Here is a 12,385-nt window from a genome sequence, read left to right as displayed (position 1 = left end):
CCCGAGATTTATTTCGCGTGGGAGCGCGCACTGCCGTTTTGGGCGTGGAGTATCGTGCCGTACTGGTCGCTAAATTTACTCTACGCTCTTGAATTTTTCCTCTGCCGTGACGCTAGGGAGCTCGCGCGCTACGTTACGCAGCTGCTAGCCGCGCAGATGATCGCGACGCTGTTTTTTATCGCTTTTCCTCTGCAAATGTCGTGGGAGAAGCCCGCGGTTTCGGGCCTTAGCGGCTTTTTGTTCTCAAGCCTCGCCGCCTTTGACCTCCCGTTTAATCAAGCTCCGTCGCTACACATCATACTTTGCGTCGTGGTGGGCGCATTTTACCTTCGCAAGGCGCGCGCGGTTTGGCTCAAGGCGGCGCTTGTCGCGTGGTTTGCGCTCATCGGCCTTAGCGTGCTGACCACGTATCAGCACCATTTTATCGACATTCCGACGGGGATGGCTGCGGGATGCCTCGTGCTTCTGATTCGTCCGCCAGAGGGCGCGCCGCTTAGATTTGCCATGGCTAGGGAGGCCGCTCGCTACAAATGGGCGGCGCTATATCTAGGGCTTGCGTTTTTGACGCTTTTTGGGGCGATTTTGGGAGCTAAAATTTGGGGCGCGTGGATGCTGTGGCTATCGTGGGCGAGCTTTAGTTTCGCGCTGGTTGCTTGCGGTTATGCGTTTTTAGGCGCGGGAGTTTTTGCTAAAAACGGGCAAGGCCGTCACGCCGCCACGGCTAAAGCTTTACTTTTCCCCTATCTTTGCGTAGCGCGGTTAAATGCGCTTTTTTGGCTGCGCGGACGCCGGCTTTCAGACGAGATTTTACCCGGGCTGTATCTAGGCTCGGTTAAGCAGGCGGGCAAATTTGACGCGGTGCTGGACTGTGCGGCCGAGTTTGAGCGGCCTGGTGGCGCGCAAATTTATGCGAGCCTACCTATGCTAGATATGATAACGCCGAGCGCGGACGAGCTAAAACGCGGCGCGGACGAACTCGATCAGCTCGTAAAAACGACTCTTTGCGGCGGCGAAAATTTGCAGCAAAGGGCGGCGGAGATAGGATCAAATTTTAGCGCCAAGGCAGGCTGCGCGCACGGGCGAGATTTTAAATTTCACGAGCAAGCGAGCCCGCGGGTAAATTTGCAAACGCGCGGCTCGGCAAACGAAAGCAAGATCGCCGAGACAGGGCAAATTCTCACGGACTCAAACGAACGAGCCGCCGAAGCAAACGATAAAAAGGTGCTAGTGTGCTGCGCGCTGGGCTACGGTAGGAGCGCGTCGGTGCTGCTTGCTTGGCTGGTGATTTACGCGAGACTAGGCTTTGACGAGGCGCTAAATTTGCTAAAATCTCGCCGCGAAAAGATCGCAGTCGCTAGCTCGCTGCGCGATCGGATAGCGCGGCTAGCCGCAGAAGCCCGCGTAAATTCGAAAGCGGAGTAAAGACCAGCTAAATTCGCAAAAGCAAGTGCGGCAAATTTAAGCGCGAAATAGGCGCAGGCTAAATTTGATCAAGTCCGGTTTGAGGGATCAAATTTAAAAATTTGCGGACAAAAAACAAGCGGCATTGCAAAATTCTCGGCGAAAATGAACGGGAATTTAACCAAAGGCAAACACCCAAAAAGAGGAGGGAAAATGACGAATGCGGAGCAAAACGAAAAATCGGCGCAAGGCGGGGAGCGGGAATGCCGCCAAAGTACGGACGATAGAGCCTTGGCGCTGGTTACGGCTAGATTTTTAGCGACGCACAGGCTGTTTTTTTTGTTAAATTTACTTCAGCTTGCCGTCTGTCTTACTATTTTTACGCATTTTGCCGTCATTACGGGCTTTTTAGCAGCTTTTACGGCTCTATTTTATCTGCACATTAGGCTGCATTTCGATACGCTGATTTTTAGAGATTTTGCAGAAGGAAGGCTTGATTACGGCAAATTTGACGCGGCGCTTGCGGAGCTAAATTTAGCTAGCAAGCCGCCTAAAATCCGCGATATGAAAAGTCGCTGCGCCGGAGCTTTGCGGCTATATAAATTAACGGCCGCGCTTACTCTCATCGTCGCAGTCGCGGCTTTAGCGGGCTACTATCTGGACTAAATTTGCTTACCCGCTTAGACGGTTACTGAACACCGATTTAGACGGTCGCAAATTTTTTCTCACTTTGACTTCTGACAAAACTTTACAGGTTTGGCGCGTAAAATTCAACAACTGTTTTTCATGGCGAGATAAACGGGATAAAATTGATTGTTTTTGCGGACTATTTTTGTAGCGACTATTTTAAGCGATGAAACAGCAGTTAGTATCGCCGGCGCACCGTATTGAGCGCTTTTAAATTTGACGATTTCGTCGGTATTTTAAAATTTCAAAGCATAAAAAAATCCAGTGCAAAAAAGACGGAATGGACAACCGAGTAAGTTTAGTCGGGGCAAAATATACGAATTTCCTTTTATAGCACCACGACCTCGGTTTCCAGTTCGATACCGAATTCCTCAAAAACGCGGCTTTGCGCTAAATTTATGAGCGCAATCACATCCTCAAAGCTCGCACCGCCGAAATTTATGATGAAATTGGCGTGCTGCTCGCTAAATTTCGCGCCGCCGATCGCGTGGCCTTTTAATCCCACCGCTTCGATCAGCCTGCCCGCGGCGTCATTCGGCGGGTTTTTAAAGCAGCTTCCAAAGCTAGCTCCCTTTGGCTGGTTGGTGCGCTTGGCGGCGAAATCCGCGGCGAGTTCGGCATCAAAGCCGCGTGAAATTTTAAACTCGGCGCCCAAAATCGGCTCCTCGATCCCGCTTCTTCGGTAGCCGAAGCTTATCCGCTCGCGCTCCACCCAGCCGCGCGTTAGGCGCACGGCAAGCAGGCTATCGCTGATGCTAGCGCCGGCGAGCCCCGCGTTCATTTTGATTAGTCCGCCGAGCGTGCCCGGGATGTTTCGCAAAAACTCAAAGCCGCCGAGGCCCTGCTTTTTGGCGAAGTTGTAAATTTTGCCCGACTTCGTCGCAGCCCCGATGCTAAGGACGTCTCCGCTTAGGCTTATGCGGTCGAACTCCTCGCTTAGCATCGCAAGGTGCGGCGGCGCGGGCGAGATGAGCAGATTATTGCCGCCGCCGATGATCGCGCCCCCCGCTATGCTCTCAAACTCCGTAAAATCGGCCTCGTCTTTTAAAATTTGCACCGCGAAACTCCCACCGATGCGCACGGAGGTGTATTTGCTAAAATCTATCTGCCTTGTTTTCAAAATTTTGCCTTTTAAATTTCATTTCTAAATTTCACACTCGTCGCTCGCCGCGCATCGTTTTAAAATTTAGCGATACCACCGCGTAGTGTGAGACGCAAACGCTATTTCAAAATTTAGCGCCGCGATTAAATTTATCTCGCCAGTGTATTTGGGCTGCGCGATACATCGTGTGCGCAGAGCTCGCACTCTGCGGTACAAAATACAGCCGCGCGATCTGCCGGCGTGCCGTAAAATTTCATCGCCGCGTAGCACCGAATTTAAAAGCGCAACCGCTATCGTACTGCGACGAATCGCTCTGCGCCACGCGGTTAATTGACGCGCTCGGCGGCAAAATCCGCAGCAAACTCGGCGTTAAATTTGCGCTAAATTTTAAACCCGCCATGCTGCGCGGCTAAATTCCAAAAGCTGCGGCGCAGAACCGCCGCGGCAAGGGCAAGAACGCGGGGTAAATTCTACCTCGCGTCTGCCCTTACGCCGAAGTAAAATTTTCGCCGAGGCACAAACCCTTAACGCCTAGAAATTTAGCCGAAACGAAGGGGCGTGTTCCGAGCAAAATCAGCCGAAGCAAGGCTCAAATTTCAGCTAAATTTTAACCTCGCTCGGCCCTACATCGGGTTTTGCCCGCCGCAGTCCGCAAAACGGATCTCGTTATATTCGCGCGGGATAAAATTCTCCTGCGCACTAAGCGGCGCAGGGTAAAATCCGCGCTCGTAACCAAGCTCAAATAGCCTATCTACCGCCTTTATCTGCGCCCCCGAAAGCTCGATCGAGGCTTCGTTGGCATAAAGGCTCAGATATTTTTCGAGCTTTGCGTCGTCCACGCGGATGAGGTTTCGCTCGAGAAGCATGTGCGATAAAAGCGGCTTATGCGCGGTGGCGATGCGCACGCCTTCCGTTAGCACGCGCTCGCACTCGATGGCGTCCGTTATCGGTAGGCTGCGGCGAAGCGCCATACCGCCTAGCGGCAGCGGCAGATTTTCGCCCGCTAGCTCGCTCCAGATATCCCAGATCTCGCGCTCCACGCAAAGCTCGTCCGAAAAGTCCAAAATACTCTCGTGTATCAGCACGCCTGCGTCCACTTCGCCGCTTAAGACCGCGCCCTCGATCTCTAGGAAATTTTTATAAATCACGCGCGCCTGCGGGTATGCCATGCGAAAAAGCAGGGCGTTTGTAGTGTGTTTGCCGCTTAGCGCGACTTTGAAATTTCGCTTTAAAACCGCACCCTTTTTCTTGACTAGTTTTGGTCCGTAGCCCTCGCCAAAGCTCACTGCCGTGCGCAAAAGCGCGTATTCGTCGCAGATGAGCGGATACAGCGCGAAGCTGATCGCCGTGGCCTCATAGGTGCCCTTTAGCGCCTCGTCGTTTAGGCTCTGGATATCAAGCGCGGTGGCGCTAAGCTTTAGATTTTTCGAGCTCACCCAGCCAAAATCAATCGCCTTATACATAAAAATATCGTCGGCGTCGGGCGAGTGAGCGACGTTTATATGCTTAAAAATCTTCAAATTTTATCCTTTTTGCTCCGCTTTAAATTTCGCGCGCGGCTAAATTGCGAAATTATAGTGAAATTTTGCTACAGCCCTCATAAAAATGCGGAATTTCTAAAGAAAAACGTGAAAAACAGGGCCCGTTTAAAAGGCTAAATTTAATGCCCTCCGCTCGCCCTGCAGAACTTTTTGCGCTCCTTAAAAATTTCAAATTCCGATACCGCGCCGAATTTGGGCGAATAATCAAAAATTCATTTCAAATTTGGTAAAATTAGATGAATTTATTTTTAAGGAAAAACATGGACGAGGGAAAGAAAAAGACGCTGGATGCGGCGCTAAAATCGATCGACAAAGCTTTCGGCAAGGGCACGCTCGTGCGACTAGGCGATAAGCAGGTCGAGCCGATAGACGCCATCTCTACGGGCTCGGTGGGGCTTGACATCGCGCTTGGCATCGGCGGCGTGCCGAAAGGGCGTATCATCGAGGTTTACGGGCCGGAGAGCTCGGGAAAGACGACGCTCACGCTTCACATCATCGCCGAGTGCCAAAAGGCGGGCGGAATTTGCGCATTCGTAGACGCCGAACATGCGCTGGACGTCAAATACGCTTCAAATTTAGGCGTCGATACCGACAATCTCTACGTCAGTCAGCCCGACTTCGGCGAGCAGGCGCTTGACATCGTAGAAACCCTAGCAAAGAGCGGCGCGATCGATCTTATCGTCGTAGATAGCGTCGCCGCACTCACGCCGAAAAATGAGATCGAGGGCGATATGGGCGATCAGCACGTGGGGCTTCAGGCGCGACTTATGAGCCAGGCGCTGCGTAAGCTTGCCGGCGTCGTGCACAAGATGAACACGACGGTGATCTTTATCAATCAAATCCGTATGAAGATCGGCGCGATGGGCTACGGCACGCCAGAGACGACGACCGGCGGCAATGCGCTTAAATTTTACGCTTCGGTGCGCATCGATATACGCAAGATCGCTACTTTGAAACAAAACGAAGAGAGTATCGGCAACCGCGCCAAAGTCAAGGTCGTGAAAAACAAGGTGGCGCCGCCGTTTAAGATCGCGGAATTTGACATAATGTTCGGCAAGGGCATTAGTAAGGTGGGTGAGCTGATCGATTACGGCGTCAAGCTCGACATTGTCGATAAAAGCGGTGCGTGGTTCAGCTACGGCGATACGAAGTTGGGTCAAGGTCGCGAAAACGCGAAAGTGTATCTTGAAAACAATCCTGAAGTGGCCGAAGAGATTACTGCTAAAATTCGCGAGCAGATGGGCAGTATGAGCCTAAGTGACGGCAACGAGGATGAAAATTTACAAAGCGGAGATGAATGATGATTTATATCGAAGATGTTTATGCGATAGAGGTGTTAGATAGCCGCGGCAACCCGACCGTAAAGGCGACCGTAGCTCTAAGCGACGGCACCGTAGCAAGCGCGATAGTCCCAAGCGGCGCAAGCACGGGCAAACGCGAGGCGCTGGAGCTTCGCGACGGGGGCGAGAGATACTGCGGCAAGGGCGTGCTAAGGGCTGTTGAAAACGTAAATTCTCAGATCGCGGAGGCCGTGATCGGGCTGGATGCCTTCGATCAAAAGGCGCTTGATGATGAGATGAGAGAGCTTGACGGCACCGATAACTACTCAAATTTGGGCGCGAACGCCGTGCTTGGCGTATCTATGGCGGTAGCGCGCGCGGCTGCAAAAAGCCTTGACGTGCCTTTGTATCGCTACCTGGGCGGCGCGAACGCTAGCGTGCTGCCGGTGCCAATGTTTAATATCATCAACGGCGGCGCGCACGCGAACAACAGCGTGGATTTTCAAGAATTTATGATTATGCCGTTTGGATTTGATAAATTTAGCGACGCGCTGAGAGCGGCGACCGAGATTTACCACACGCTAAAAGGCCTTCTAAACGCGGCCGGTCACAGCACGGCCGTGGGCGACGAGGGCGGATTTGCGCCAAATTTAAACGATAACGAAGAGCCGATCAAGCTCATTATGCAAGCCATCGAAAAAGCAGGCTACAAAGCGGGCGAGCAGATCAAACTAGCCCTTGACGTCGCAGCTAGCGAGCTGTACGAAAACGGCAAATATAAGCTAGAGGGCAAGGAATTTAGCAGCGAAGAGCTAATCGAGCGATACGCGCAGCTTTGCGAGAAGTACCCGATATTTTCGATCGAAGACGGCCTGAACGAGGACGACTGGGCGGGCTGGGCGAAGCTAACGAGCAGGCTTGGCTCTAAAGTGCAGCTCGTGGGCGACGATCTTTTCGTAACGAACGAGAAAATTTTACGCGAAGGCATCGCCAAAGGCATAGGCAACGCGATTTTAATAAAACCAAATCAAATCGGCACCGTTAGCCAAACTATGCAGACGATCCGCCTAGCTCAGCGCAAAGGCTACCGCTGCGTGATGAGCCACAGAAGCGGCGAGAGCGAGGATAGCTTTATCGCGGACTTCGCCGTCGCGATGAATACGGGCCAAATCAAAACTGGCGCAACCTCAAGAAGCGAACGCAACGCCAAATACAACCGCCTGCTTGAGATCGAGCGCGAGACGGACGAGTTTTTAGGAAGCCGAATTTAAAATGTTTTTTAAAAAAAAGTCCAAGCGAGGCTTAAAAGGCGGTGCGCAACGCCCCTATACGGACGGAGCGGATTATACGGACACGCAAGGCAGATATTCAGACGCAGACTTTGACGAGGACGATTTTTTTGACGATGAAGAATTTTATAGCGATGAAGATTTTGGCGGAGGCTTTAGCGAGGTAGGGGCTGGCTTCCGGAAAAATCGCAACGGAACCTCACACGGCGTAGACGAAACAGGCTCTGCCTCTGATGCTACAAGCAGCAGCTCTAATTTAAGTGGTAAAAGCTCCGCTGCAAGCGGAAACTACGAAGGCAGCGCGCAAGCAGACGCGGGTTTTTACGGCTCAGAATTTATTGGAGGCAGCGATTTAAAGAGTGCAGAATTATACGCTAAAGAAAACCACTTCCCAAACGACGCGGATTTTGCGGCTCAGAGCGTAGAGCACGGCTCTCAAGGCACGGGCTTTGCGGCGCAAGGTATAAATTCTGCCACGCAAGGATTTTCTTTTACACCGCAAAACGCAGATCCTGTCGCTAAAAAAGCTTCTAAGAAGCGTAAAAATTTAAAAGAACGGCTGAATTTTATCAATCCGTTTTCACCGCTTAAGCAGATTTTTGCAGCTCTTGCTCTGATCGTCTGCGTCGTTTTTGCGGGCATCTTCGTGGGTGATGTGCTATTTGGCAAGCGATCGTTTGAAGTGCTGCGCCAGCTGCAAAAAGAAAAGGCGTTTTTATTCACCGACGTTGAGCGGCTAAAAGAGGAAAACGCCGAGCTGCAAAAGCTTTATTTAGAGCGTCGCTCGCTCGATCCGGACCTTAAAAAATGAGAAAAAATTTTTTGCTAATTTTGGGTCTCTGCGCTTTTTTAAACGCAGAGAATTTAAATGGCGCAAATTCAAACACTACGAAACCTAGCATCGTCGTGGTAAAAGAGCAAAATTCTACCGATTTGGCGATTAAAGAGCCAAAAACAGGTGCACAAAGCCCAAACGCTAAAAAGCAAGCTGTAATGAAAGCCGAAACATCTAAAAGTCCTGCCGCAGCAATGCAAAAAAGCGCCGCAGAAGCAAATTCCAGCGTCAAAGCAAGCGTCGCCAAAAAAGCCGTGAGCGCACAGCTCTCGCAGACCGAAAAAAAAGCTTCTGTGCCCCAAGCGGGCATTGGCGCTCCTTCGCAGGTCATAAAGACGGAGCTGAACTCTTCTGTGCAGTATTCAGCTACGATGCTTCCGCCTCCTGATGAGTTACCGATCGTGCCGGAAGTAAGCGAGTTAAATTCTACAATGGTGCAAAATTTTAAGGCGGCACAGAATTCTACAGCTCAAAATTCTACGGTGCAAAACTCCACTATGCAACAAAAAGCGCAATCTGCTCCGCAAAATTCCAATCCGGCGCAAAGCTCCGCCGGCACGCCACAAAATGCGCCCGCGCCTAAAAATTTCACGCAGCAAACCTTTGCGCTTCCCTCCGACGCCCTTACGATCGAAAGCCTGATCGTGCGATATAGGGACGACGACGGGGTCCTGCATGAAAAGATCGTTGATATCAATCGCTCGATTGATTGGCACGATGATTTCGTGCTAAGCGCTAGCGCCAAACCCGCTCTACATAGGGCACTGGACGTCTCGGTTACTTCGACTGATCCAAATTTACAAAAGCAGGCCTCGCAAAGTGGCATCACGCCTAGCTTCGCGCCGCGCCTGGAGCTACCGCTAGAGACGCTTAAATTTGACGACGGATTAAAATTTATCATCCGCAAAGACAGCGTGCAGCTCATCACCGCAGACGATTTCAAAAGCTCTGACGCAAATGTTTCTGGCACGCTTGAAGCGGAGTTTTGGCGGCAAGAGATCCCGCTTAGCAGCGCGAGCTTTGCTGTAAATATCGGCGGCTTTAGCGACATCAACGTCACCAAAGAGGACGGCTACTACCGCATCGGCGTGCGCTCGCGCGAGGGCAACCTCAGCATCAGACGCAAAGATGGCGGGTATTTGATCTACAAAAATTCTAATTAAGGAGAGACTATGACACATTTAGAGATTATGAAATTTCGCCACGCGTGCAAAATTTTTGACGAGAACAAAAAAATCGGCAAAGCTGATTTTGACGCCATTTTGCAGGCAGGCATCTTAGCACCTAGTTCTACGGGGCTAGAGCAATGGGACTTTTTGGTTGTGCAAAACAAGGCGCTACGCGAGCGGATCCGCGAAAAATCGTGGAATCAGCCGCAGATCACCTCTTGCTCACATCTGGTCGTGATTTTAGCAAAGATCAAGGACATAAAGCTAGGAAGTGATTATATCGAGCGAATGATTACGCGTAAAAAAGATGAAGCGCCCAAATATATCGGCGACAGGCATAAATTTTATCAAGATTTTTTAAGCGGTTATTTTCACAACGACGATGAGGAGCTATTTAATTGGTCGCACGCGCAGTGCATGTTCGCAGCACTTGCGATGATGAACGAGACCGCAAGCCGCGGCATCGACAGCTGCCCGATGGAGGGCTTTGATCGCGCAGCGCTCGGAGAGATTTTGAATCTAAAATGGAATGATCGCCGCGTGGCGCTACTCGTGCCTTTCGGCTACCGCGTAAATCCGCAGCCGCAAAAGATCCGCCGCAGCATGGATGACGTAGTAAAGTGGATCGAATAAATTAAAACGGCTTTAAGGCGTTAAATTTACAGCGCGCAAAATTCCAAAGTCGGCGCGCGAAGCGGCAAGCGCGTTTTCTAGGAATTTACCGTGCTTTAGCCTTTTTTCTCGCCCGCAAATCTTGTGCGGCGAGATTTAAAATTTTAAAAAATCACCGAAAATTTAAACGAAGGAGCGAGCGTGAAAAAAATGTGGGAGGGGCGCTTTAGCGGGGCGAGTTCGGCGCTTTTGGAGGAGTTTAACGCCTCGATCGGCTTTGATAGGGCGCTTTGGCAGGAGGATATCGCAGGCAGCAAGGCACATGCAAGAATGCTCGGCGCCTGCGGGATCTTAAAGCCTGACGAGAGCGAAAAGATCGTCGCAGGGCTTGACGCCGTGTTTGAAGAGATAAAAAGCGGTAAATTTGAGTTTAAAACCGCCGACGAGGACATCCACATGGCGGTCGAAAAGCGCCTAAGCGAGCTCATCGGAAGCGATCTTGGCGGCAGGCTGCACACCGCGCGCAGCAGAAACGATCAGGTCGCGCTTGATTTTCGCCTCTACGTGCTTAAAAGCGGTGCCGCGCTCGCCGAAAAAACTCGCGAGCTAGTCGCCGCGCTGCGAGATATCGCTAGCAAGCACGCGGACACGCTGATGCCCGGCTACACGCACCTTCAGCACGCCCAGCCCGTGAGCCTTGCCTATCATTTGCTAGCTTACGCGTTTATGTTTCGCCGCGACTACGAGCGCTTTGCCAGCTCGCGCGAGCGAAACAACCTCTGTCCGCTGGGCTCCGCCGCGCTTGCGGGCACGCCGCATCCTATAAACCGCGAGTCGGTCGCGCGACAGCTAGGCTTTGCGGGAGTGACGCCAAACGCGATGGACAGCGTCAGCGACCGTGATTTTGCGCTGGAGATTTTGTTTAACGTAAGCGTGCTGATGACGCATGCGTCGCGCCTGTGCGAGGAGCTAATCTTGTGGAGCTCGCAGGAGTTCGGTTTTGTCACGATCAGCGATGCGTACAGCACGGGCAGCTCGATCATGCCGCAGAAGAAAAACCCCGACGTCGCCGAGCTCATCCGCGGCAAAACGGGGCGCGTAAACGGCAATCTCGTCGCGCTGCTAACGGTGATGAAGGGCTTGCCACTAGCATACAACAAGGATATGCAAGAGGACAAGGAGGGCGTTTTTGATAGCGTCGCCACCGCGCTTGCGAGCCTTGAAATTTTAAAACAGATGCTAAAAACGGCTAAATTTAACGAGCAAAATATGCTAGCGATGACGCGCCGCGGACACCTCACGGCAACCGATCTGGCCGACTATCTCGTGCGGGAGAAAAACGTACCCTTTCGCCAGGCGCACTTCATCACGGGTAAAGCCGTGGCGTATGCGGAAAATTTGGGTCTAGATTTGAGCGAGCTAAATGCGCAGCAGCTTGCAAGTGTGGATGAAAGCTTGGACGCGGGCGCGGTTAAATTTCTTGATCTAAACGCTTCCAAAGAGGCGCGCAAGTCGCAAGGTGGCACGGCAAATGAGAGCGTAGAGGCGCAGATTGAAATTTTAAACGGGTGGCTGAAAGGCTAAATTTAAGAGCCTAAGAGCGGCGAAATTTTAAAATTTCGTAGTCGCAGTTTTAAATTTTAAAATTTGGCGAGCTCTATGACCCGTGCGGACACATATACGGGTTGGACGGGGCTGGCGAGCTATGTAGTACGTCTGCCGCGCGCAGATTGAGCTTTGCGGCAGCGTTATTAAGTGCCCGCCGCAGACTGCAAAGTAAAATTTAAAGGACAGGCTCCGTGTAAAGCGAAGCGCTTGACTTGAAATTTAGGGCGTGAGCTGAATTAAAAGTGCGCCGCTGGTTGCCTAAGCGCGACTTAAAGGTACGAGTAGGCTTTGCGGGCAGGCTTTAAACGGCGCCGAAAGCGGCTCGGAGCGAAGTTTAATCAGAGCAAATTTGGGCGTTAAGCGGTGTGCACGTAATCGATAAGGCGCGAATGGAATTTAATCGAAGCAAATGAAGCGGCATTTTTTTCGTTTCTGCGCGTCGTGAAGGCAGGGGCGAGGCTCAATCAAAGCAAAATTAAACATGGAGGGCGTTTTGATATATCTGGTGTCTAATACGAGATTTGATCATCCGCAGGTGAGGCAGCTTGTGGTTTGCGAGATAAAATTTCTCAAATTTAGCCTGCCTGCGCAGATCGGCGCGCTAATTTTTACCTCCAAAAACGCGGTGGCGGCGATAAAATTTAATGAAATTTCGCTTGATTTAGATACCCCCGTTTACGCTATCGGCGAGCCGTGCGCTGCGGCTGCGCGCGAGTTTGGATTTCGCGATATTTTTGTGGCGCTACACGGGCACGGAAATGAGTTTGCCGCTGAGATCGCGCCGCTTCTAAGGGGCAGAGACGCGCTGTATCTGCGCGCGCGCGAGACGGTATCGAAGCTGGGGCAAATTCTATCTAGCGC

General features: G+C 51.7%; 11 protein-coding genes. 9 read left to right on the top strand and 2 right to left on the bottom strand.

Annotation, left to right across the window (positions count from 1 at the left end; all coding sequences use genetic code 11):
• Together Q0413_RS06410 and Q0413_RS06405 are read left to right on the top strand one after the other, a co-directional pair.
• The coding region (locus Q0413_RS06410; protein WP_298988151.1) for a phosphatase PAP2/dual specificity phosphatase family protein at positions 1 to 1,422 on the top strand (1,422 nt) is incomplete at its 5' end.
• A 192-nt stretch (positions 1,423 to 1,614) separates the two neighbouring features.
• The gene (locus Q0413_RS06405) at positions 1,615 to 2,067 is read left to right on the top strand and encodes a hypothetical protein (protein WP_298062286.1); all 453 of its coding nucleotides are present in this window, start codon (positions 1,615 to 1,617) and stop codon (positions 2,065 to 2,067) included.
• A 349-nt stretch (positions 2,068 to 2,416) separates the two neighbouring features.
• On the opposite strand, the gene Q0413_RS06400 is transcribed toward Q0413_RS06405, so the two are convergent.
• The gene (locus tag Q0413_RS06400; RefSeq protein ID WP_298988149.1) at positions 2,417 to 3,208 is read right to left on the bottom strand and encodes a UDP-N-acetylmuramate dehydrogenase; all 792 of its coding nucleotides are present in this window, start codon (positions 3,206 to 3,208) and stop codon (positions 2,417 to 2,419) included.
• A gap of 605 nt (positions 3,209 to 3,813) precedes the next feature.
• Positions 3,814 to 4,710 (bottom strand): menaquinone biosynthesis family protein, encoded by an 897-nt coding sequence (locus Q0413_RS06395; protein ID WP_298988148.1) that lies wholly within the window; start codon positions 4,708 to 4,710, stop codon positions 3,814 to 3,816.
• Between the two features lie 281 nt (positions 4,711 to 4,991).
• On the opposite strand from Q0413_RS06395, the gene recA reads away from it, so the two are divergent.
• From recA to Q0413_RS06360, 7 genes are all read left to right on the top strand, one after another.
• Complete coding sequence (recA, locus tag Q0413_RS06390) at positions 4,992 to 6,032, top strand: recombinase RecA (protein WP_297914466.1); 1,041 nt, start codon at positions 4,992 to 4,994, stop codon at positions 6,030 to 6,032.
• Entirely contained in the window at positions 6,032 to 7,282 is a 1,251-nt protein-coding gene (gene eno, locus Q0413_RS06385) for a phosphopyruvate hydratase (protein WP_298988155.1), read from the top strand. Before recA ends, eno begins: the two co-directional genes overlap by 1 nt.
• A gap of 1 nt (position 7,283) precedes the next feature.
• Positions 7,284 to 8,111, top strand: a complete 828-nt coding sequence (locus Q0413_RS06380; protein ID WP_298988147.1) for a hypothetical protein — start codon at positions 7,284 to 7,286, stop codon at positions 8,109 to 8,111.
• Positions 8,108 to 9,298: a hypothetical protein gene (locus tag Q0413_RS06375; RefSeq protein ID WP_298988146.1), complete on the top strand. Its 1,191-nt coding sequence runs from the start codon at positions 8,108 to 8,110 to the stop codon at positions 9,296 to 9,298. Before Q0413_RS06380 ends, Q0413_RS06375 begins: the two co-directional genes overlap by 4 nt.
• Before the next feature lie 9 nt (positions 9,299 to 9,307).
• The gene (locus Q0413_RS06370) at positions 9,308 to 9,937 is read left to right on the top strand and encodes an NAD(P)H-dependent oxidoreductase (protein ID WP_298988144.1); all 630 of its coding nucleotides are present in this window, start codon (positions 9,308 to 9,310) and stop codon (positions 9,935 to 9,937) included.
• A 189-nt stretch (positions 9,938 to 10,126) separates the two neighbouring features.
• On the top strand, positions 10,127 to 11,500 hold the full coding sequence (gene argH, locus Q0413_RS06365; protein ID WP_298988153.1) for an argininosuccinate lyase: 1,374 nt from the start codon (positions 10,127 to 10,129) through the stop codon (positions 11,498 to 11,500).
• Positions 11,501 to 12,017: 517 nt separating this feature from the next.
• The coding region (locus Q0413_RS06360; protein ID WP_298988142.1) for a uroporphyrinogen-III synthase at positions 12,018 to 12,385 on the top strand (368 nt) is incomplete at its 3' end.

It is taken from the genome of uncultured Campylobacter sp. (assembly GCF_938045465.1).
GTDB lineage: Bacteria > Campylobacterota > Campylobacteria > Campylobacterales > Campylobacteraceae > Campylobacter_B.
The sequence above is the reverse complement of the archived record's forward strand: the minus strand, read 5'-3'. Positions and strand labels throughout refer to the sequence as shown.

What these genes read in the sequence shown, in the direction of transcription:
- Q0413_RS06405 (WP_298062286.1), top strand. Translation starts at nt 1,615, where the DNA reads ATGACGAATGCGGAGCAAAACGAAAAATCGGCGCAAGGCGGGGAGCGG.
- recA (WP_297914466.1), top strand. Translation starts at nt 4,992, where the DNA reads ATGGACGAGGGAAAGAAAAAGACGCTGGATGCGGCGCTAAAATCGATC.
- eno (WP_298988155.1), top strand. Translation starts at nt 6,032, where the DNA reads ATGATTTATATCGAAGATGTTTATGCGATAGAGGTGTTAGATAGCCGC.
- Q0413_RS06380 (WP_298988147.1), top strand. Translation starts at nt 7,284, where the DNA reads ATGTTTTTTAAAAAAAAGTCCAAGCGAGGCTTAAAAGGCGGTGCGCAA.
- Q0413_RS06375 (WP_298988146.1), top strand. Translation starts at nt 8,108, where the DNA reads ATGAGAAAAAATTTTTTGCTAATTTTGGGTCTCTGCGCTTTTTTAAAC.
- Q0413_RS06370 (WP_298988144.1), top strand. Translation starts at nt 9,308, where the DNA reads ATGACACATTTAGAGATTATGAAATTTCGCCACGCGTGCAAAATTTTT.
- argH (WP_298988153.1), top strand. Translation starts at nt 10,127, where the DNA reads ATGTGGGAGGGGCGCTTTAGCGGGGCGAGTTCGGCGCTTTTGGAGGAG.